The following is a 22,234-nucleotide window of genomic DNA, read 5'->3' as shown; positions in this document are numbered from 1 at the left end:
TTAATATGAAGACGTTATGCCTTTATCGCGCTTAATCGTTAAGCAGTTTAGAAATATTGAAGCCTGTGACATTCAACCGTCATCAGGCTTTAACTTTCTTATAGGGGCTAACGGAAGCGGCAAAACCAGTGTCCTTGAAGCTGTGTATCTGCTCGGACATGGTCGCTCATTCAAGAGTTCACTTACCGGTCGTATCATACAAAACGAGTGTAGTGAGCTGTTTGTACATGGCCGTTTTATGACCTCGGATCAATTTGAGCTGCCAATTGGCATTAATAAGCAGCGCGATGGCACGACAGAGGTTAAAATAAGCGGTCAAACTGGGCAAAAGTTGGCTCAGTTAGCTCAAGTCTTACCTTTGCAGTTGATTCACCCTGAAGGGTTTGATTTACTAACCGATGGACCTAAGCATCGCCGAGCATTCATTGATTGGGGAGTCTTCCACAGTGAGTCGGGCTTTTATGATGCGTGGGGCAGGGTAAAGCGCCTCAATAAGCAGCGAAACGCCTTATTGAAAACGGCAACGCACTATCGAGAGCTGAGCTATTGGGACCAAGAATTGGCCCGTTTAGCAGAAAGCATCAGTCAGTGGCGTGCCACCTACGTTGATCAGCTCAAAGAAGTCGCCGAAGAAATCTGTGCGACCTTCCTTCCTGAGTTTGAGATAAAGATTAACTACTATCGTGGCTGGGACAAAGACACCCCGTACGCCGATATATTAGAAAAGAATTTTGAAAGGGATCAGCAGCTTGGTTACACCTTTAGTGGGCCAAACAAAGCGGATCTGAAGATAAAAGTGAACGGCACTCCAGTGGAAGATGTCTTGTCACGAGGTCAATTGAAGTTGATGGTGTGCGCGCTACGAGTAGCACAAGGGCAACACCTCACTCAAATGACAGGTAAGCAGTGCATCTATTTGATAGATGACTTCGCTTCCGAATTAGATAGCCAACGCCGAGCACGTCTTGCTGAGTGTTTAAAGGCGACCCAGGCTCAAGTTTTTGTAAGCTCTATTACCGCTGATCAGATTGCAGATATGCATGACGAAAATAGCAGGATGTTTCATGTGGAACATGGCAAAATAGAGCAAGGATAATTAGTCAGAGAGTAACTATGTCAGATAATTACGATTCATCGAGTATTAAAGTACTGAAGGGTCTGGATGCGGTACGTAAGCGTCCTGGAATGTACATTGGCGACACGGATGATGGTACCGGTCTGCACCACATGGTTTTTGAGGTGGTAGATAACTCTATTGATGAAGCGCTAGCTGGTCACTGTAATGACATCATTGTAACTATCCATGAAGATAGTTCTGTGTCTGTGAGCGATGACGGCCGTGGTATTCCAACAGAATTGCACCCAGAAGAAAACGTATCTGCAGCCGAAGTAATCATGACGGTTCTTCACGCTGGTGGTAAGTTCGATGATAACTCGTACAAGGTATCTGGTGGTCTGCACGGTGTTGGTGTTTCAGTAGTTAACGCACTTTCTAAGCAAGTTACTCTTACTATCCACCGCGGTGGCAAAATCCACACTCAAACCTACAGCCACGGTGAGCCTCAAGCGCCACTAGCGGTTATCGGTGACACGGATAAAACAGGTACAGAGATTCGTTTCTGGCCGAGTGAAGAAACCTTCACTAACATCGAGTTCCATTACGACATTTTAGCTAAGCGTCTACGTGAGCTATCATTCTTGAACTCAGGTGTATCAATTAAGCTAATTGACGAGCGCGAAGAAGACAAAATGGATCACTTCGAATACGAAGGCGGTATCCAAGCGTTTGTTGAACACCTTAATACTAACAAAACGCCAATCATCCAAAAAATCTTCCACTTTAACTCTGAGCGCGAAGACGGTATTACCGTTGAAGTTGCGATGCAGTGGAATGACGGCTACCAAGAAAACATCTACTGTTTCACCAACAACATCCCTCAACGCGATGGTGGTGCTCACTTAGCAGGTTTCCGTGCGGCGCTAACGCGTACTCTGAACAGCTTCATGGACAAGGAAGGCTTCTCTAAGAAAGCGAAGACTGCGACCTCTGGTGATGATGCTCGTGAAGGTCTGACGGCGATTGTTTCTGTTAAAGTGCCTGATCCTAAGTTCTCAAGCCAAACTAAAGATAAGCTGGTTTCTTCAGAAGTGAAGTCTGCCGTTGAATCTACAATGGGTGAGAAGTTGTCTGAGTTCCTTATTGAGAACCCAGGTGAAGCGAAAACAGTTTGTTCTAAAATTATTGATGCAGCACGTGCTCGTGATGCAGCGCGTAAAGCTCGTGAAATGACTCGTCGTAAAGGCGCATTAGATTTAGCGGGTCTTCCTGGTAAGCTTGCTGACTGTCAGGAAAAAGATCCTGCACTGTCTGAACTATATATTGTGGAAGGAGACTCTGCTGGCGGTTCAGCTAAGCAGGGGCGTAACCGTAAGAACCAAGCAATCCTACCGCTGAAAGGTAAAATCCTTAACGTAGAGAAAGCACGTTTCGATAAAATGCTGTCTTCTCAAGAAGTAGCAACGCTAATCACCGCTCTTGGTTGTGGTATTGGTCGTGACGAATACAACCCAGATAAACTGCGTTACCACAACATCATCATCATGACCGATGCCGATGTCGATGGTTCTCACATCCGTACCCTGCTACTGACGTTCTTCTACCGTCAAATGCCAGAGCTGATTGAACGTGGCTACATCTACATTGCTCAACCGCCACTTTACAAAGTGAAGAAAGGTAAGCAAGAGCAGTACATTAAAGATGAAGATGCGATGAACCAGTATCAAGTATCTTTGGCTTTAGACAACGCAGAACTGCACGTAAACCCTGAAGCGCCAGCATTTGCAGGTGAAGGTTTAGAGAAGCTTGTTCAGCAATACAATGCAGGCATCAAGCTTGTTGATCGTATGAGCCGCCGTTACCCACGCGCATTGGTTCACGAACTGATTTACGTTCCTCGTCTAACGGCCGAGCAGTGTCATGATGACGCGGCAGTTGAAGCTTGGGGTAAGCAGCTTGTTGAACAGCTAAACGCGAAAGAAGTAGGTGCAAGCCAATACAGCCTTGAAGTTGAAAAACACGAAGAGCTAGGCTTAAGCGTTCCTAAGATTGTGGTTCGTACTCATGGTGTGACTCATGAACACCTACTAAGCATCGATCTTATTAACTCTAAAGAGTTTGGTAAGCTAGCGGATCTTTCTGAAGCTCTTGATGGCTTGATTGAAGAAGGCGCTTACATTAAGCGTGGTGAGCGTACTCAAGAAGTTTCTAGCTTCGTTGATGCTCTGAACTGGTTAGTGAAAGAGTCTCGTCGTGGTCTAAGCCTACAGCGATACAAAGGTCTAGGCGAGATGAACCCGGATCAACTTTGGGAAACCACAATGGATCCTGAAACTCGCCGTATGATGCAAGTAACAATTGAAGACGCTGTTGGTGCTGATTTGTTGTTTACGACGCTAATGGGTGACCAAGTTGAACCTCGTCGTAACTTCATCGAAGAGAATGCACTGAAAGTAGCAAACCTAGACGTTTAGTCTCTTTGATACTTCGCTCTTTGGCTTAATTTCTGTGTCAGAGGTGCTCACATACATTCGTATGCTCCGCGCCTCTTCCTTGAACTAAAGCCAAATAGCTTCGTCTCAAAAAACTAAAATCATTTTAAAGCACTATCCTTTGGATGGTGCTTTTTTATGTTTGTAAGATATTGAAAAATATTGAGTTGCAAAAATAATTGAAAATAACCCCTTGAAACTATTTTGCTCAATCCATATATCTATTTGTGAAGAGGATGACTGTCTTGCTCTACAAGAGAAGAAACAGAACCTTCATTACCGCTAACGAAGTATCGCTCAATAGAGGATAACTTTGGCAGCACACAACTTAAAAATTGATTCATTGCCATGTCCCAGCGTTGTCGCCAATAGAGGTGAAACCCGAGGAATGCGAATTGAATCTCTTAGCTGTTTACTGGGTCACACACAGGTTAGATCCAAGTAAAATTCGCAGCTAAGACTATTGCTTACTAAAAGGATAGCATTATGAGAACTGTAGATTTCACTCCACTTTACCGCAACGCAATCGGCTTCGATCGTCTATTCAACATGATGGAAGCGAATACATCGAAGAACTCTTCTGGCGGTTACCCTCCATACAACATCGAGCAAAAAGACGAGAACAACTACCGTATTACTATGGCAGTCGCTGGTTTTGCTGATGACCAATTAGATCTGACTCAGAAAGAGAACATGCTAATTGTGAAAGGTGAGCGTAAAGCAGAAGCAGAGAAAACCTTCGTATACCAAGGTATCGCAGAGCGCGATTTCGAGCGTAAATTCCAACTGGCTGACTACGTAAAAGTGGTAGGTGCAAGCATGGAAAATGGTCTTCTTCACATCGACCTCGAACGCGAAATCCCAGAAGCGATGCAACCACGTAAGATTGCTATCAATGGTAATAGTCTACTAGAAGGCTAATTACTGTTAGCTCCTTAGAGCTAAAAAATATCGGGAAGTAAAAGTGAAAGAGCACCTAATGAGGTGCTCTTTTTGTATTTGACCTGCGGTAAGCTAAAAGCTCTTATTACTGCTCTGAGTAAGCCTTTTTCACTTCTTCAGCAATGATAGCAATGCCTTTCTGCATCGCCTCATCATCTTGTACGTAGTTCATGCGTAAGCACTGGTGAGCATGACCCCACTCGTCTTCTTGGCCGATAAAGAAGTATTCACCCGGAACAATCAATACGCCGCGAGCTTTAAGGCGGTCGTACAGTTCCATTGTGGTGATCGGCAGCTCATCAAACCATAGCCATAAGAAGATAGCGCCTTCAGGCTTGTGAATACGGAAGCGAGGGTCGTCGATAGCGTCTTGTAACAGTTCAACTGCACGTAGTGACTTATCTTTATAGAAAGGTTTGATTACCTCGCTACTTAAGCGCAGTAAATCGCCTTTTTCAATCATGTGATTGGCAATTGCAGGGCCAACACTGTTTGGCGCTAAGCTAATGATGCCATTCATGTTGGTCAATGCTTGTGTTACTTCTTCATTCGCAATTACGATACCGCAACGCACACCCGGCAAACCAAGCTTAGAAAGGCTCATGCACAGAATCGTATTTTCATTCCAGAGCGGTTCGACATCTTCAAAGATGATGTTAGGAAACGGCAGGCCGTAAGCATTGTCGATCAGCAGTGGGATGTTGTTTTCACGCGCCAGTTTATCCAGTTTACGCACTTCTTCGTCGGTCAGTACGTTACCCGTTGGGTTGGTTGGACGAGATGCACAGATAGCCGCGACTGAGTCATCAACCTTTAGTTGTTCAAAATCAACGTGGTATTTAAACTGACGGTTTTCTAGCAGTTCGATCTCTGGGTGGTAAGAGATAAAAATATCGTCATCAATACCCGCGTCGCCGTAGCCGATGTATTCCGGTGCGATCGGCAGTAGGATTTTCTTATGTGAGCCGTCAGGCTGTTGGCCTGCTAGCAGGTTGAATAGGTAGAAGAAGCCACTTTGACTGCCATTAGTCAGGCTGATGTTCTTCTCGCTGATGTCCCAACCGTAGGTCTCTTTCAGCATTGCCGCTAACGATTTGATGAAGCTGTCTTTACCCTGCGGACCATCGTAGTTGGCGAGGGCGGCGATGAGTTCTCCACTGGCGAGCATGTCGGCACTGGCTTGGTTAAAGTAATCGAGCATGGCAGGGATAGCGGCTGGGTTGCCACCACCGAGCATGATAGCGCCAGGAGTGCGCAGGCCATCATTCAAATCATCCATTAAACGAGTGATTCCAGAGTATCGATTAAACTTTTCGCCAAACTTAGAGAACTGCATTACTAATTTTACCTAATTCATTGTGATTGCTTGTTACGTGTCATTAAGGCAGACCTTATGTCTGCCATCAGTGTATTCCTTGAACATACCGCAATGTTTTTGCGACGCATAGCGCCAAATGCTCTAACACGTAAAAAACTTCTATAAAGTTTGGTTAATGAGTGACAGCTTGCTTATTGAACGTACCTTTAGCGATAAAAAAAGGAGAAGCCTAAGCTTCCCCTTTAGTTTCTGGTGTTTATGTTAATGAAGGTTTAGTTCGAACCGGTATAAACGACTAATACCTTGTCATCTTGGTATTGGCGTTCGAACGCATAGTAGCCCTTGCTGTTACGGATGATGTGCTTACCCTGAGCAACGGCTGGGTGGCGTTGGCGGAATTGGCCAAGCGCTTGCCAGTGTTCTAGCAGCTCTGCACGTTCGCCAGTGATTTGATCCCAAGGCATGTCTGAGCGTGTGCCTTGCATTGGATCAGAACCCGTTGGGCCAAAGTCTCGGGCGATTTCATCGCCGTAATAGATCTGTACCGCACCGGGAGCCAGCATCAACGCGTTTGCAGCTTTGGTTTGTTTTGCAAAGTCACTGCCATGTTGTGTCCAGAATAGCGAGGTGTCGTGAGACGAAAGGTAACTCAGTACGTTGAACTCGCTGTCGTTGTTGATCTTCTCTGCGTATCGAAGGTAATCAGCATCAAGATCGGATAGGCACTTGAGCGCCTTTGGTGCGATATCACTCTGGAATTCAAAGTTGATGATCGAATCAAATCCGTTAGCGAAGTAATCTGATTTGACCACGCTGTGTGCCCATACTTCGCCAGTCATCCAGAAGGGGAAGTCATCCAAGGCCTTGTCTGGGTTGTTCTGTTTCCACTCGGCAAGTGCCTGGTTGGTGCTCTCTTTCAGTTCTGCCCATGCTTCGAGTTCAACGTGTTTAGCGGTATCGACCCTGAAACCATCGACACCATATTCGCGCACCCAATCCGATAACCAAGTGATTAAATGGTTACGAGGTGTTTTGAGTTCATCGGTCGCGCTGGTGGACTTATTGCGATAGAAATTAGGCAGCCCGATTGTCTCTGTCGACTCTGTTTTGAAATCGGGCAGATGCGCCAAAGACATGGTGAGGTTATTGTAGCCCGGAGAGTCATAGGCGCCGATATCGCTGCGTAGCCAAGCTTTGCCCCACCACTTTTCCCACGCTTCTTTGTCGCTGTAAGAGATGTAGTTGTTGAAGTAGTGCCAGTTCTGACCTTTGGCAGGTTGCCAATCTGTCCAGTTTTCGCCAAGTGTTTGTTTGGCTTCTTCGTCAGTTAGGTTGAGCTTACCAAAATCAAACTCTTGCATGTCGGCAAGCGTCGCATAGCCGGTGTGGTTCATTACCACATCCCAAACAACACGAATGCCTTTGCTATGCGCGGTATCGATGAAGGTTTTTAGCTCGTCTTCGGTGCCCATGTTGTCATCGAGCTTGGTCCAATCTTGATGGTAGTAGCCGTGGTAGCCGTAGTGTTTGAAGTCACCTCGATCACCGCCGCCAACCCAGCCGTGGATTTGCTCTAACGGAGACGTTATCCAGATAGCATTAGCACCGAGTGATTCTATGTAATCGAGTTTTTCGGTTAAGCCTGCCAAGTCACCACCGTGGAAGGTGCCGATTTCGTCTTGTCCATCTTGGCTGCGACCGTAACTGTTGTCGTTATCAGGATTACCATTGTGGAAACGGTCAGTCATTACGAAGTAAACCGTGGCGTTATCCCAACTAAAGTCAGCTTTGGTTTCTGGTTCTACTTTCTCAAGCAGCAGAACACCTTGGCTATTTTCTGCTGGCTGCATGGTGACGCTGCCATTCGTTACTGTGACTTGTTTGCCTGAAAGAGCGTCTCTAACCACGGTGCCATCATCAAAGGTTTGAGCAACGTCGATGATGGTTGGTTCGTCACTAGGAACCGGACAAGCAAAGCTTTGTACTTGTTGTTGCTTCGGCTTTATCTGAACGGTCAGTTCATTGGTTTGTGGGTTGAGCATAAACTGATAGGTGTTAGCGCGAAAGATCTTGATATCTAATTCAGACTTCTCGGCGCAGTCGTCTAGGCGAAGGGGTTTATTGAATTTGATGCGGTTTTCTTCAGCCAGCGCATAGTTGGTGCCACAGGTATTTTGAGTATCGCTGATAGAGAAGGTATAGCTACCTTTCGCGAGTTCCTGTTCTGCAATCACGGTGCCTTTACCGGATGATTCGAATACGACAGTGTCGTTATCAATTGTCAGTAATAGGTTGTTGTCACTGGTTTGGCTGCATGCGCTGAGTGCGAGTATTGAAAGCGCGAGTACTGTTTTTTTCATTGTTCCCTTCCCCTGAATAAACAGGTCAGTTATAGCAAACAATGCCCTCTACAGTCTGAGTGCTGTTTCATTCAGTTAATCAATAAGACCTCTACAAACAAATGCTTGGTTCACAAAAACAAAAAGGGAAGCTTTCGCTTCCCTTTGGGTGTTTACCGTTAATTACTCAGAGTATGACTTAGAGTAATTGTCTCACTTGTGCTTATTTTTGCAGTAGAGAGATGTCAGCAATCTGTAGGAACAGGTTACGTAGGTTGTTCAGTAGCGTTAGACGGTTCTTCTTAAGCGCTTCGTCATCAGCCATAACCATTACGTTATCGAAGAATGCATCAACTGGTTCACGTAGATCAGCAAGCTTGCTTAGGGCTTCTTGGTAGTTACCTGTTGCGAATGCTGGTTCTAGTGCTTCCGTCATTACTTCAACGTTTTCAGCCAGTGCTTTCTCTGCGTCTTCTTGAAGAAGCGTTAGGTCGATTTCAGCTGGTAGCTCGCCATCGAATTTCGCAAGGATATTACCTACACGCTTGTTCGCTGCTGCTAGTGCTTCTGCTGCTTCCAGTTCACGGAAGTGAGAAACCGCTTTAACACGTTGGTCAAAGTCAGCAGGCTTAGTTGGACGACGTGCTAGTACCGCTTGGATGATATCAACGCTGAAACCAGCATCTTGGTACCATGCGCGGAAACGACCTAGCATGAAGTCGATAACGTCAGCTTCTACGTTTTTGTTAGTCAGCTTGTCGCCTAGTAGCTCTTTCGCTTTGCCGATCAGATCGGTTAGGTCTAGGTTGTAGCCGTTTTCAACGATGATACGTAGCACACCTAGAGACGCACGACGAAGTGCAAATGGGTCAGAACCTTTTGGTGCTTGGCCAATACCGAAGATACCTACGATAGTGTCTAGCTTGTCTGCCATTGCTACTGCTGAAGAGATACCAGTGCTTGGTAGATCGTCACCCGCGAAACGAGGCATGTATTGCTCGTAAAGTGCCAGTGCAACTTGCTCGTCTTCACCGTCGTGAGTCGCGTAGTGCATGCCCATCACACCTTGAGTATCCGTAAATTCGAATACCATAGAGGTCATTAGGTCACACTTAGCCAGTAGGCCAGCACGCTTAGACTTTTCAACGTCAGCATCGATTTGCTCAGCAATGTAGCCTGCAAGCTCTGTGATGCGGTCTGTTTTGTCTTTGATAGTACCCAATTGCTTCTGGAAGATAGCCTGGTCTAGTTCAGCAAGACGGTCGATAAGCGGGCGCTTACGGTCTGTGTTGAAGAAGAATTCAGCATCAGCAAGACGTGGGCGTACCACTTTCTCGTTACCTTCGATAACGTGACGAGGCTCTTTAGACTCGATGTTCGATACGAAGATGAAGTTCGGTAGTAGCTTCTTGTTGTCATCGTAAACAGGGAAGTACTTTTGGTCACCCTTCATGGTGTAAACCAAAGCTTCAGAAGGGACTTTTAGGAACTCTTCTTCAAACTTCGCTGTCAGTACTACTGGCCATTCAACCAGAGACGTTACTTCTTCAACAAGGTCATCTTCTAGGTCAGCTGTACCGCCAACCGCAGCTGCCGCTTTTTGCGAATCAGCAAGGATGATCGCTTTACGCGCTTCGTAATCTGCCATTACTTTACCGCGCTCTTCTAGGATCGCAGGGTATTGGTCAGCAGAGTCGATTGTGAACTCTTGTTCGCCCATGAAACGGTGGCCACGGATAGTACGAGCAGATGCTACGCCTAGGATTTCGCCTTCAACAAGCTCATCACCTAGTAGTACTGTCAGTGTTTTTACTGGACGGATAAATTGAATGTCTGAGTTACCCCAGCGCATTGCTTTAGGAATTGGTAGGCCAGCCAGTGCTTTCGCAGCAATGTCCATCACCAATTCTTGAACTGGTTTGCCAGCTACTTCTTGTTTGAAAAGAAGCCACTCGCCTTTGTCTGTTTTCAGACGGTCAGCTTGCTCAACAGTAATACCGTTACCACGAGCCCAACCTTGTGCCGCTTTGGTCGCGTTGCCTTCAGCATCGAATGCCACAGAAACAGCAGGGCCACGTTTCTCAACCACTTTGTCTGCTTGGCCTTCAGCCAGTGCAGTTACTTTAAGTGCTAGACGACGAGGTGCTGCGTACCACTTGATGCCTTCGTGAGAAAGCTCAGCCGTTTTAAGACCTGCTTCAAAGTTAGAAGCAAACGCTTCTGCTAGAGAACGAAGTGCTGTTGGTGGAAGCTCTTCCGTACCCAGTTCAATTAGAAAATTCTTCGCCATGATTATTTACCTTCCTTCTTACACATTGGGAAGCCAAGCGCTTCACGTGACGCGTAGTACGCTTCAGCAACTGATTTAGTCAGGTTGCGGATACGAAGGATGTAACGTTGACGCTCTGTTACAGAGATAGCTTTGCGCGCATCAAGGATGTTGAATGCGTGACCTGCTTTTAGAATGCGCTCGTAAGCTGGAAGCGGCAGTGGCTTCTCAAGCTCAAGTAGCTCTTTACACTCTTTCTCGCACTGGTCGAAGAAAGTGAATAGGAAATCTACGTCTGCGTGCTCGAAGTTGTACGTCGATTGCTCAACTTCGTTTTGGTGGAAGATGTCACCGTAAGTCACGTTAGAACCGTCTGGTGCTACGTTCCATACTAGGTCGTAAACAGAATCTACTTCCTGGATGTACATTGCTAGACGCTCGATACCGTAAGTGATCTCGCCAGTTACTGGCTTACACTCAAGGCCGCCAACCTGTTGGAAGTAAGTAAACTGAGTTACTTCCATGCCGTTTAGCCATACTTCCCAACCAAGGCCCCATGCGCCTAGTGTTGGGTTTTCCCAGTTATCTTCAACGAAGCGAATGTCGTGAACAAGTGGGTCAACACCAAGAACCTCTAGGGAGCCTAGGTACAACTCTTGGATATTGTCTGGCGATGGTTTTAGCGCTACTTGGAATTGGTAGTAGTGCTGCAGACGGTTCGGGTTTTCACCGTAACGGCCATCGGTCGGACGACGAGAAGGTTGAACGTAAGCTGTAGACATTGGCTCTGGGCCAAGTGCACGTAGACATGTCATTGGGTGAGAGGTGCCAGCACCTACTTCCATATCTAGTGGTTGAACAATGGTACAACCGTTTTGTGCCCAGTAATCCTGCAGCGCGAGGATCATTCCCTGGAAGGTTTTGATATCGTATTTTTGCATAGTCAGGTTCGCGCGATTCTTTTAAATGAATGATAAAAATAACCTCTGAGTATACCGAGATATTGGTAAAGCGAGTAGGGGTAATCTTGTTTAATTAGTGGTCTAAAATGTCGTTTAGTGGATTTTTTTGCCTTTAATGTTTGTTTTTCGGCACAAGTGGATATTTTGATAACTTTGACACTTGTGTTTGAAAGCGTGGGTGATTAAAATCTCGCGGTCTTTGGGGAGTAGCTTACTTATTCATATCCTATTTGAATGAGTTCGTCCGTCAACATAATTGATGCAAAATCATCATGGCGTTCGAGGCAACCACCACCTTGGTGGCGCTTAGCAAGACCTTAGACAAGCATCGTGAACCGGGATGGGGCGCGAGGTTTGTCTTTGGTTAAATATAATAATCTCCGTCCCAAATGAGCATGTCGTGAGCGTTTTAGCAATTTCAATTACAACTGTCGCCTTAGCCGAGATCGGTGATAAGACTCAGTTGCTATCCCTTTTATTAGCCAGTCGATATCGCAAGCCGATACCTATTATCGCGGCTATCTTTTTTGCCACCATTGCCAATCATGCTCTTGCTGCATGGCTCGGTGTCGTTATCGCAGATTACTTATCTCCTGAAATCTTAAAATGGGTGCTGGTGGTCAGTTTCATTGCGATGGCGGGCTGGATTCTGATTCCGGATAAGTTGGATGACGATGAGCAGATCTCGAATCGAGGCCCGTTTGTCGCCAGTTTCATCGCCTTCTTCATTGCTGAGATCGGTGATAAAACCCAAATTGCGACCTCTATTCTAGGGGCTCAATATTCTGATGCATTAACGTGGGTGATTCTGGGTACTACGATCGGTATGCTGCTGGCGAATGTGCCTGTGGTGATCATCGGTAAGCTCTCTGCGGATAAGATGCCGCTTGATCTGATTCGTAAGATCACAGCCTTGCTATTCGTGGGTTTAGCTATCGCTGCTGCTTTCTATTAACAGGTGGTATTGAGTCTTATTATACTCAATCAGTAGAGTAATGTGTTGTAGGTCATACTCTTACAGTATTGTGGGGTTTATCGAGCGAATGGACATATAACTGTCATACTTGTCATGATATTTTAATCTTGTGAGTTAAGAACACGAGGGCATGATTATGTTGACGCGTTATATGGGTATTACTCCACAAAGCCAAAGTTATCTATTTACTTTTGGTCTTGCACTTACACTGTTAGGCATGGTGTTGACGGACATGTGGCTGCCAATGGTCGCGGGTGCCATCATCATGACTGCACTTGCGGTAGAGGCTTGGATTCGGGTCGCGCATATTATTCCGATGCGCAAAGATATCCGAGAAATTCAGCATCAGCTGGAGCATCTGCAAAACAAATCTAGAAGCGAATAAACAAAAAGCCGCTCGTACTCTGAGTTCTGTTTAAGAACATAAGGTACGAGCGGCTTTTTTGATACTTGATAGTCGGTGGGGCGTTACGCCTCCAATCCCTTTCTGATCAAATACTGGTAAGGCAACGTTTCTGTTGCTTGGCCTACCAACTGGTGATCCATGAATCGACAAAAGCTCGGAATATCTCGAGTTGTCGAAGGATCGTCAGCTTTTACCAGTAACACATCGCCATCCTGCATGTTTCTAATTGTCTTCCTGACCATCATTACTGGTTCCGGGCAACGCAGGCCTTCAGCTTCTAAAGTATGGGTTGCCAGTTCAGGTTTGAATGTCATGGTTTGTATCTCTATATCTATCTAACGAGTGAATAATACGTCTGCAGAAAAAATATGCAATAAGTGCTTGGCAAACAGAATCATTTCCTATAACTTAGTTAACAAGTTGATAACAACTTGAAGCAAAGGCAACTAGCTAAGGAGTGGCGATGTTGACAGGATTAGATAGATTAACAATTTATTCGGTTCTCTGTTTTATTTCTTTTTGTGCGTTAGTACTACGCTCATCGACAGAGACCTCACTGATGCCTATTTTTGGCATAGTAGCAACGATTATTGGTATTTGGGTAGAGATGCGCCGTTGGCAAGGTATAGCCGAAGAGCAAGAGCACTAACCCGAATACAGCAAGCGAATTCCGATACGACAACATTCCGACACTATCCCCCAATTTTCTTGGGCTTCCCCGCGTAATTGCGGGATTTTTTTTATCTAAAGCATGCTATAAACAACTTAGTGACTAATGGCAATCGTATACAGCTAGGTAAGTGGCGTGGAATTAGAAGACATCTATCGTAGAGACCTTAATTTATTGGTCGCTTTAAAGGTATTGATTGAAGAGGGCAGCGTAAGCCAGGCCGCGCTTCGTCTTAACTTAAGCCAATCCGCAACCAGTCGAGTATTAGGGCGTTTAAGAGAATTACTAAACGATCCGTTGTTTACACGTCAAGGTCAGCACCTTATTCCTACCAAGAAAGCACTCGAGATCAGTCAGCGTATTGATCAGCCTTTGGAGTCTTTTCGCCAATTGCTGAGTCCGAGTGACTTTGACCCTTACTATTGCAGCGAACGTTTTCTGATCGCTACCACCGATTATGCGATGCAAACCATCTTGCCTTATGCGTTGCCTAAGATTTATGAACAAGCACCCAATATCTCTTTGGAGTTTGCTCCGTTGCAGCATGAGCATTTGTTTAAACAGCTCAGCACCGAACGCGTTGATATGGCGATCTGTCGTCCGAGTGGCAGCATTGCACCACTTCATCAAGAAGTCTTGGGGCCGGTTGGTGTGTCGTGTCTGTTATCTAAAAACCATCCATTAGCCGATCAACCTTTAAGCCTTGCAGACTATGTTTCACTCCCACATGCGATGATTGCGATCAGTGATGGTGTTAAGGCTTTATTGGACAACGCTTTAGCTAATCAACAACCCAGAAAAATGGTACTGCGTGCTTATCACCTTGAAGCGGCATTGGCGATTGTCGATAGAATGCCGTTGGTGATTACTGTGCCTGCTGATTTGGCTTATTTGGTAGCAGAGCGTTATGACTTGGTTGTTAAGCCATTACCATTTGAATTTATGCCGTTTGATTACTCACTGATCTGGCACTCGCGTTGCGATTCTTCTGCTTCACAACAATGGTTAAGAAGAGTGGTAAAAGAAGAGTGTGGTGAGTTGATTCAAAAACGGATTGCGGATGTCGGTTTGGGTTAACCGGATCTGAGTCTGAGTTCACTTGACCCGAATGACAAAAACGCAAAAGGGCTGATAAAAATCAGCCCTTTGTTGTTTTGGGTTATCCAAGCCTAAAGCTGTTGCTTAAGGTTTGATAACTTTATGTTTGAGAGCCTATAGTTTAATGACTACGCGACCAGTGATTTGACCGTTAGTGATGTCTTCTGCTGCTTGAATTGCACCGTCTAAAGACACTTCTTTGGTTGCTTGAGCGTAGAAAGATTCTGGTAGTAGCTCAGCCAGTTGTTCCCACGCTTTAATACGTTTTTCACGAGGGCACATTACAGAATCAACACCTTGTAGGCGAACGTTACGCAGAATGAATGGCATTACCGTGGTTGGTAAGTCAAAACCGCCAGCTAGACCACACATCGCAACCGCACCGTTGTAATCAATTTGCGCCAATACTTTCGCAAGCACTTTGCTGCCTACCGTATCGATAGCGCCAGCCCACAGTTGTTTTTCTAGTGGCTTAGCTGGTTCTTCTAGTTCAGCACGCTCTACAATACGTGTCGCGCCTAGTGATTTAAGTAGTTCACCGTTTACAGAAGCACGGCCAGTCACTGCTGCCACTTTGTAGCCCAGTTGGTTTAGTAGAGTGATAGATACGCTACCTACACCGCCACTTGCGCCGGTAACTAGGATTTCACCGTCTTCAGGCTTGATGCCAGCATCGACAATAGCTTGAACACAAAGCATTGCTGTGAAGCCTGCTGTACCAATCGCCATTACTTTCTTAGCGTCTAGACCTTTAGGCATCGGCACTAACCAGTCACCGTTTAGGCTTGCTTTCTCAGCCATGCCGCCCCAGTGACCTTCACCAACACCCCAACCAGTTAGAACCACTTCGTCGCCTGCTTTGTAGCGAGGGTCATCAGATTGTGAAACCACACCAGAAAGGTCGATACCAGGAACCATAGGGAAGTTGCGAACAATGCGCCCTTTACCTGTAATCGCCAAACCATCTTTGTAGTTCAAAGAAGAGTAGCTAACATCAATCTTCACGTTACCTTCTGGTAATTGAGATTCTTCAATTTGAGAAACTGACGCGATAGTTTTTTTGTCTTCTTGGTTTAGTACAAGTGCTTTAAACATGATCTGCTCCGTGGAGGAATATTAGGAAACTGAAGTAACTTTAGTTGAATCATCCGAGAAAAAATAATGAAACATCAACATTGAATATATGCGTTTTGTGCATAGATGTCAGGGTTGGTTTTTCTCTCGTTGAGTTCGCTGAACACAATCGATGCATTGTTGGATGCCAAGCAATAAAAAGTGCAGCTATATAAATATAGCTGCACAAAAGATTACCCTTCAAATATTACAGTCAGTAAACGCTATGGGCGTTCAAATACCGTTGCAATACCTTGGCCTAAACCAATACACATAGTCGCCAAGCCGTATTTCACGTCTTGTGCTTCCATCAGGTTGATTAGCGTCGTCGAGATACGAGAACCAGAACAGCCTAGTGGGTGACCCAGAGCAATCGCACCGCCGTTAAGGTTTACTTTCTCGTCAACAACATCCAGTAGACCTAAGTCTTTAGCACAAGGTAGAGATTGAGCAGCAAACGCTTCGTTTAACTCAATCACACCCATGTCTTCAATGGTTAGTCCTGCACGTTTAAGTGCTTTTTGGGTTGCTGGTACTGGGCCGTAACCCATGATTGAAGGATCGCAGCCAGCGATAGCCATAGACTTCACGCGAGCGCGAATCTTAAGGCCAAGTGCGTTAGCTTTCTCTTCGCTCATGATAAGCATTGCAGAAGCACCATCAGACAGAGCTGATGAAGTACCTGCTGTTACTGTGCCGTTTGCTGGGTCAAATACCGGACGCAGCTGGGATAAGCCTTCAACTGTTGTCTCTGGGCGAATGACTTCGTCGTAATCCAGAGTGAACAGAGAACCGTCTGCAGCGTGAGCTTCGGTTGGCAGGATTTCATTTTTGAAACGACCTTCAACCGTAGCTGCTTGAGCGCGAGCATGTGAGCGTGCTGCGAATGCATCTTGGTCTTCACGGCTAATACCGTGCATTTTGCCTAACATCTCAGCGGTTAGCCCCATCATGCCGGCCGCTTTTGCTACGTGTTTTGACATGCCTGGGTGAAAATCAACACCATGGTTCATTGGTACGTGGCCCATGTGCTCCACACCACCAATCAGGCAGATTTCAGCATCACCAACCATGATAGAGCGAGTTGCATCATGCAAAGCTTGCATAGATGAACCACATAAACGGTTGACTGTTACAGCACCAATCTCAATCGGTAGACCAGCAAGCAAGGCAGCGTTACGTGCAACGTTGAAGCCTTGCTCTAGTGTTTGTTGTACACAACCCCAGTAAATATCTTCAATTTCGACAGGGTTTACTTCTGGGTTGCGCTCTAAAATGCCTTTCATCAAATGTGCAGACAGATCTTCAGCACGAGTGTGACGGAAAGCTCCACCTTTGGAACGTCCCATTGGGGTGCGAAGGCAATCAACAACAACTACATTTTTCATTTTGCTATTCCTTTTCCAAATGTGGGTTACAGAGAACTGGCTTGTTGGCTGTCGTAAAAGCTTTCGCCCTTCGCTGCCATATCAAGCAATAGCTGAGGAACTTGGTACATTGCACCTAAGTCTTGGTAGCCTTTCGCCATTTCAACGAAGTTACCAATGCCCACACTGTCTAAGTAGCGGAATACGCCGCCTCTAAATGGAGGGAAGCCTAAACCGTAAACCAGTGCCATATCCGCTTCTTGCGGTGTCGCGATAATGCCTTCTTCTAGACAAAGCACCACTTCGTTGATCATTGGAATCATCACGCGCTGGATAATTGTTTGGTCATCAAAATCTTGTGGTGCTTGACATACGTCAGCCAAGATAGGAAGAATGTCTTCAGAGAAGGTCTTCTTCGGACGACCACGCTTGTCTACGCTGTATGTGTAGAAACCGCTACCGTTTTTCTGACCGTATTTTTCAGCAACGTAAAGTGCATCAATCGCATCACGACCTTCTTTGCCCATACGCTCTGGGAAACCTTGCGCCATCACAGCTTGTGCGTGGTGTGCAGTGTCTAGGCCTACAACGTCTAGTAAGTAAGCCGGGCCCATTGGCCAACCGAACTTACGCTCCATCACTTTATCGATCTTAGTGAAATCAGCACCGTCGCGTAGCAACATGCTGAAACCGCCAAAGTAAGGGAAAAGTACACGGTTAACGAAGAAGCCTGGGCAGTCGTTAACAACGATTGGGGATTTACCCATCTTCGCTGCGTAAGCAACCACGCGATTGATGGTCTCTTCTGAGGTTTGTTCACCACGGATGATCTCAACCAAAGGCATGCGATGCACAGGGTTAAAGAAGTGCATGCCACAGAAGTTTTCTGGGCGCTTCAGTGATTTCGCTAGCAGGTTGATCGGAATTGTAGAGGTGTTTGATGTTAGAACCGTGTCTTCACCAACCAAACCTTCCACTTCGCTCAGTACTGCTGCTTTTACTTTCGGGTTTTCTACTACTGCTTCAACAATCACATCCGACTGTTCTACACCCGCGTAATGCAGGCTTGGAGTAATAGAAGACAGAATACCTGCCATCTTGAATCCATCTAAGCGACCGCGTGATAAGCGTTTATTCAACAGCTTAGATGCTTCGTTCATACCTAGATCAAGCGATGCTTGTGCGATGTCTTTCATCATCACTGGCACGCCTTTTAGAGCTGATTGGTAAGCAATACCGCCGCCCATGATACCTGCACCAAGTACGGCTGCACGCTCAGTTGCTTTGTTTGCTGACTTACCCGCTTGTTTCGCTAAGCCTTTGATGTACTGGTCATTCAGGAATAAGCCAACTAATGCTTTTGCTTCTTCCGATTTCGCTAGCTTAACGAAGTGCTTACGTTCGATGTCGAGTGCTGCATCGCGATTGCTGCGTGCTGCTTCTTCAATCGCAATCACAGAAGTAATCGGAGCTGGGTAGTGAGGCCCTGCTTTTTGAGCAACTAAGCCCTTCGCCATGGTAAAGCTCATCATCGCTTCGAGTTTGCTTAGTGAAAGCGCTGATGTCTTTTGTTTACGGCGTAGCTGCCAGTCTAATTTTTCATTAGCAGCCAGAGAAACGGTATTGATTGCCGATTCTAGTAACTGGTCTGTTTCAACAATCGCATCTAACAAGCCAACTTTAAGCGCTTCATCTGCACGGCATGCTTTGCCTTGCGTGATAATTTCCATTGCGCTGTCAGCACCGATAACACGAGGTAGGCGTACACAACCACCAAAACCAGGCATGATGCCAAGTTTGGTTTCAGGTAGGCCAATGCTGGTGGTCTTGTCACCGATACGGAAATCGGTAGCGAGTACACATTCACAGCCGCCGCCAAGGGCATGGCCACGCATCATTGAAAGAGTTGGGACAGGAAGGTCTTCGAGCTTGCTGAAGATTGAATTAGCGAATCTTAACCATTCATCAAGTTCTGCTTCTGGCTTAGCAAATAGGCCAAGAAATTCAGTGATGTCTGCGCCTACAATGAACGCGTCTTTGTTTGAAGTTAAGATTAAACCACGTAATCCTGCGTGAGCATTAAGAGCATCTAACGCTTTATCTAGTGATTCTAAAGTAGCAAGGTCGAGTTTGTTTACAGAGGCTGGTGCACAGAAGCTTAATTCCGCAATACCATCTTGTAATTCCTTTACCTGTAGGGTGTTAGCTTGGTAAATCATTGTCTATCTCCATGACATACAATCCACGATTGTTTGAGAGAATCTTGTTATCTTTCTATTATTGTAGAATACCTGGTAAGACCAGTTGTCTTAGTCTGTACCTCTGCTTGATTAATTTCAATACATTTTTTAAACAATTGTTTAACATTGTGCGATGGCACAGATCCTCTAACCCTTATTATTCACGCGTGATACACTTCGTCGCTCTTATTAACTAAGTTAACGATATGAATGAACAGCCTTATTTAATACCTTCTGCGTCGGCTCTGTTTGAAGAAGAGATAAAAAAGAGCGTCTTTATTACGCATCTTGCTCATACTCCAAGTGTTGAAGCTGCAAAACAGTTCGTAGAACAGGTGAAAAAAGAGCATTCTTCAGCACGACATAACTGTTGGGGTTTTGTTGCTGGTCGACCTGAAGACTCAATGCTTTGGGGTTTCAGTGATGATGGTGAACCCTCGGGTACAGCGGGTAAGCCTATCTTGGCGCAACTATCGGGCTCTGGTGTCGGTGAATTAACGGCTGTTGTGACGCGCTACTCTGGCGGAATTAAGCTTGGAACCGGCGGTTTGGTTAAGGCTTACGGCGGTGGCGTACAACAAGCTCTCAAGCTGCTTCAAACTATCGAGAAAAAAATAACCACAAAATTACGGCTAGAGTTAGACTATGGCTTTGTGCCGATCGCACAATCCATCATGGCTCAGCATCAGGCTGTTGAGGTCCAAGCGGATTATGGTGTTCAAGTTGAGCTTATTATTGAAATAGAGCTCCTTCAGGTAGATTCGTTTACCCAAACCATGATCAATAAAAGCGGTGCTAAGGCACTGGTAACGAAAGTCAAAGACAACTAGGAAGTGTGAAGCATTTCGCTTCGTTCAATAGCTCATGCAATTTCGCTCAATTATTCGAATCGTCGGATTATTATTAGCACTTTTTAGTGTATCAATGCTTGCTCCTGCGCTCGTCGCACTGATCTATCGAGATGGTGCGGGTGTGCCATTTGTGACGACCTTCTTCGTTCTCTTATTCTGTGGAGCAACTTGCTGGTTTCCAAACCGACGTTATAAGCATGAATTGAAAGCGCGTGATGGCTTTTTGATTGTTGTTCTGTTTTGGACGGTAATCGGTAGTGCGGGTGCGCTGCCGTTTTTGATCGCCGATAACCCCAATGTGTCGGTAACCGATGCTTTCTTCGAATCCTTCTCTGCATTAACTACGACAGGTGCGACCGTAATTGTCGGCCTCGATGATCTGCCTAAGGCGATTCTTTTTTATCGTCAGTTCCTACAATGGTTTGGTGGTATGGGTATCATCGTATTAGCGGTAGCTATCCTCCCTGTTCTGGGTATCGGTGGTATGCAGTTATATCGTGCTGAAATCCCGGGTCCAGTAAAAGATAGCAAGATGACTCCGCGTATTGCTGAAACGGCAAAAGCGCTTTGGTACATCTACCTGAGCTTAACCATTGCTTGTGCAGTGGCGTTTTGGCTTGCTGGGATGAGCTTCTTTGATGCCATCAGTCATAGCTTCTCTACTATTGCGATTGGTGGCTTCTCGACTCACGATGCGAGCATGGGGTATTTCAATAGCCCTGCGATCAACATGATTACAGTTGTGTTCCTTCTTATATCCGCATGTAACTATTCGCTTCACTTTGCTGCATTTGCTTCAGGTGGTGTGCATCCTAAGTATTATTGGAAAGATCCTGAGTTCCGCGCCTTTATCTTTATTCAGGCAGTACTGTTCTTGGTTTGTTTCTTATTACTGCTCAATCATCACTCTTATGATTCGTACTACGATGCTTTCGACCAAGCCTTGTTCCAAACCGTGTCTATCTCTACGACCGCGGGTTTTACAACGACGGGTTTCTCAGAGTGGCCATTGTTCTTACCCGTACTGCTTTTGTTCTCTTCTTTTATAGGGGGATGTGCAGGTTCTACGGGTGGTGGTATGAAAGTGATTCGAATCTTACTACTTACTCTGCAAGGTGCTCGTGAAATGAAGCGTCTTGTTCACCCACGGGCTGTCTATACCATCAAGGTTGGCGGTTCTGCACTACCACAACGTGTTGTAGATGCGGTCTGGGGCTTCTTCTCTGCATACGCATTAGTGTTTGTGGTTTGTATGCTGGCTCTTATTGCAACTGGTATGGACGAGTTGAGTGCTTTCTCTGCGGTAGCGGCGACATTAAATAACCTTGGCCCGGGCCTTGGTGAAGTCGCGGTGCACTTTGGCGATGTGAACGACAAAGCAAAATGGGTACTTATCGTATCTATGCTGTTTGGCCGATTAGAAATCTTCACCTTATTAATCTTATTGACCCCTACGTTTTGGCGTAGCTAAGGACAACATTGTGGCAAAAGTTCTATTTTTGTATTCAAGCCGTGAAGGGCAGACCAAGAAAATCTTGAACTATATAAAAGAAGAAATGAGTGAGTTCGAATGTGAGCTTCAAGATCTGCACACTATTGGCAAGGTGGACTTTGCTCAGTACGACAGAGTGTTGATTGGCGCATCGATTCGTTATGGCCACCTTAATAAGAAGCTATATCAATTTATTGATGCCAACCTTACTCAGTTGCAATCAAACAAGGTTGCGTTCTTCTGTGTTAACTTAACGGCGCGTAAAGAAGACCAAGGCAAAGATACACCAGAAGGCAGTGCGTATATTAAGAAGTTCCTTACCAAGTCTCCATGGCAGCCGACTTTAATCGGTGTATTTGCAGGTGCCCTCTATTACCCACGTTATAACTGGTTCGATAGAACCATGATCCGCTTTATTATGAATATGACAGGTGGTGAAACGGATACAACGAAGGAAGTTGAGTACACAAACTGGGAAAAAGTCTCTTTGTTCACTGAAAAACTGAAGAATATGTAAGATAAAAGCCTACTTTTGAGGCGTTTTGAGTTCTTTTTAATCGAACGAGTAAAAAAACGAAAAAAACTTAAAAAAGGGCTTGCCAGTGTGATCGAAATCTCTATAATGCCACCTCGCTGACACGG

General features: G+C 45.7%; 19 protein-coding genes. 10 read left to right on the top strand and 9 right to left on the bottom strand.

Annotation, left to right across the window (positions count from 1 at the left end; genetic code table 11):
* Positions 1-16: 16 nt before the first annotated feature.
* The gene (recF, locus tag AB6E51_RS12700; RefSeq protein WP_017058810.1) at positions 17-1,096 is read left to right on the top strand and encodes a DNA replication/repair protein RecF; all 1,080 of its coding nucleotides are present in this window, start codon (positions 17-19) and stop codon (positions 1,094-1,096) included.
* Between the two features lie 17 nt (positions 1,097-1,113).
* Positions 1,114-3,531 (top strand): DNA topoisomerase (ATP-hydrolyzing) subunit B, encoded by a 2,418-nt coding sequence (gyrB, locus tag AB6E51_RS12695; protein WP_017058811.1) that lies wholly within the window; start codon positions 1,114-1,116, stop codon positions 3,529-3,531.
* A 239-nt stretch (positions 3,532-3,770) separates the two neighbouring features.
* Here gyrB and AB6E51_RS12690 read toward each other — a convergent pair whose 3' ends face one another.
* Complete coding sequence (locus AB6E51_RS12690; RefSeq protein WP_267869012.1) at positions 3,771-3,893, bottom strand: hypothetical protein; 123 nt, start codon at positions 3,891-3,893, stop codon at positions 3,771-3,773.
* A gap of 142 nt (positions 3,894-4,035) precedes the next feature.
* Here AB6E51_RS12690 and AB6E51_RS12685 point away from each other — a divergent pair, with 142 nt between their 5' ends.
* Positions 4,036-4,470, top strand: coding sequence for an Hsp20 family protein (locus tag AB6E51_RS12685; protein WP_009848140.1), 435 nt, complete (start codon positions 4,036-4,038; stop codon positions 4,468-4,470).
* A 106-nt stretch (positions 4,471-4,576) separates the two neighbouring features.
* Here the strand turns inward: AB6E51_RS12685 and AB6E51_RS12680 are convergent, their stop codons facing one another.
* The 4 genes from AB6E51_RS12680 to glyQ all read right to left on the bottom strand — a co-directional run bounded on the left by AB6E51_RS12680 (position 4,577) and on the right by glyQ (position 11,358).
* Positions 4,577-5,827: a valine--pyruvate transaminase gene (locus AB6E51_RS12680; protein WP_102331976.1), complete on the bottom strand. Its 1,251-nt coding sequence runs from the start codon at positions 5,825-5,827 to the stop codon at positions 4,577-4,579.
* Between the two features lie 254 nt (positions 5,828-6,081).
* Positions 6,082-8,169: an alpha-amylase gene (locus AB6E51_RS12675; RefSeq protein WP_372058963.1), complete on the bottom strand. Its 2,088-nt coding sequence runs from the start codon at positions 8,167-8,169 to the stop codon at positions 6,082-6,084.
* 202 nt (positions 8,170-8,371) lie between these two features.
* Positions 8,372-10,438, bottom strand: a complete 2,067-nt coding sequence (gene glyS / locus AB6E51_RS12670) for a glycine--tRNA ligase subunit beta (RefSeq protein WP_017058814.1) — start codon at positions 10,436-10,438, stop codon at positions 8,372-8,374.
* Between the two features lie 2 nt (positions 10,439-10,440).
* The gene (glyQ, locus tag AB6E51_RS12665; RefSeq protein ID WP_017058815.1) at positions 10,441-11,358 is read right to left on the bottom strand and encodes a glycine--tRNA ligase subunit alpha; all 918 of its coding nucleotides are present in this window, start codon (positions 11,356-11,358) and stop codon (positions 10,441-10,443) included.
* A gap of 421 nt (positions 11,359-11,779) precedes the next feature.
* On the opposite strand from glyQ, the gene AB6E51_RS12660 reads away from it, so the two are divergent.
* Both AB6E51_RS12660 and AB6E51_RS12655 read left to right on the top strand, forming a co-directional pair.
* A complete protein-coding gene (locus tag AB6E51_RS12660) occupies positions 11,780-12,334 on the top strand; it encodes a TMEM165/GDT1 family protein (protein ID WP_017077289.1) in 555 nt (184 codons plus the stop codon).
* Between the two features lie 151 nt (positions 12,335-12,485).
* Positions 12,486-12,740: a hypothetical protein gene (locus tag AB6E51_RS12655; RefSeq protein ID WP_017058818.1), complete on the top strand. Its 255-nt coding sequence runs from the start codon at positions 12,486-12,488 to the stop codon at positions 12,738-12,740.
* A gap of 83 nt (positions 12,741-12,823) precedes the next feature.
* Here the strand turns inward: AB6E51_RS12655 and tusA are convergent, their stop codons facing one another.
* Positions 12,824-13,075: a sulfurtransferase TusA gene (gene tusA, locus AB6E51_RS12650; protein WP_004736675.1), complete on the bottom strand. Its 252-nt coding sequence runs from the start codon at positions 13,073-13,075 to the stop codon at positions 12,824-12,826.
* Between the two features lie 149 nt (positions 13,076-13,224).
* On the opposite strand from tusA, the gene AB6E51_RS12645 reads away from it, so the two are divergent.
* Together AB6E51_RS12645 and AB6E51_RS12640 are read left to right on the top strand one after the other, a co-directional pair.
* A complete protein-coding gene (locus AB6E51_RS12645; RefSeq protein ID WP_004736674.1) occupies positions 13,225-13,410 on the top strand; it encodes a hypothetical protein in 186 nt (61 codons plus the stop codon).
* Between the two features lie 156 nt (positions 13,411-13,566).
* A complete protein-coding gene (locus AB6E51_RS12640) occupies positions 13,567-14,508 on the top strand; it encodes a LysR family transcriptional regulator (RefSeq protein ID WP_017058819.1) in 942 nt (313 codons plus the stop codon).
* 135 nt (positions 14,509-14,643) lie between these two features.
* Here AB6E51_RS12640 and AB6E51_RS12635 read toward each other — a convergent pair whose 3' ends face one another.
* The 3 genes from AB6E51_RS12635 to fadB form a co-directional block, all read right to left on the bottom strand.
* Positions 14,644-15,624, bottom strand: a complete 981-nt coding sequence (locus AB6E51_RS12635) for an MDR family oxidoreductase (RefSeq protein WP_017058820.1) — start codon at positions 15,622-15,624, stop codon at positions 14,644-14,646.
* Between the two features lie 242 nt (positions 15,625-15,866).
* Positions 15,867-17,030, bottom strand: a complete 1,164-nt coding sequence (gene fadA / locus AB6E51_RS12630) for an acetyl-CoA C-acyltransferase FadA (protein WP_017058821.1) — start codon at positions 17,028-17,030, stop codon at positions 15,867-15,869.
* 26 nt (positions 17,031-17,056) lie between these two features.
* Positions 17,057-19,228: a fatty acid oxidation complex subunit alpha FadB gene (gene fadB / locus AB6E51_RS12625; protein WP_017058822.1), complete on the bottom strand. Its 2,172-nt coding sequence runs from the start codon at positions 19,226-19,228 to the stop codon at positions 17,057-17,059.
* Between the two features lie 227 nt (positions 19,229-19,455).
* On the opposite strand from fadB, the gene AB6E51_RS12620 reads away from it, so the two are divergent.
* From AB6E51_RS12620 to hemG, 3 genes are read left to right on the top strand one after another with little or no spacing between them, the layout of a single operon-like run.
* Positions 19,456-20,079 carry a YigZ family protein gene (locus AB6E51_RS12620; protein WP_017058823.1) on the top strand — a complete coding sequence of 208 codons (624 nt, stop codon included), beginning with the start codon at positions 19,456-19,458 and terminating at the stop codon, positions 20,077-20,079.
* A gap of 34 nt (positions 20,080-20,113) precedes the next feature.
* Positions 20,114-21,571, top strand: a complete 1,458-nt coding sequence (locus AB6E51_RS12615) for a TrkH family potassium uptake protein (protein ID WP_008223210.1) — start codon at positions 20,114-20,116, stop codon at positions 21,569-21,571.
* Positions 21,572-21,581: 10 nt separating this feature from the next.
* Positions 21,582-22,109, top strand: a complete 528-nt coding sequence (hemG, locus tag AB6E51_RS12610) for a menaquinone-dependent protoporphyrinogen IX dehydrogenase (protein WP_102331978.1) — start codon at positions 21,582-21,584, stop codon at positions 22,107-22,109.
* The last annotated feature ends 125 nt before the right edge of the window (positions 22,110-22,234 follow it).

It is taken from the genome of Vibrio sp. 10N.247.311.47, from assembly GCF_041467535.1.
Taxonomy (GTDB): Bacteria; Pseudomonadota; Gammaproteobacteria; order Enterobacterales; family Vibrionaceae; genus Vibrio; species Vibrio crassostreae_C.
This window is presented reverse-complemented; position numbering and strand designations above follow the sequence as displayed.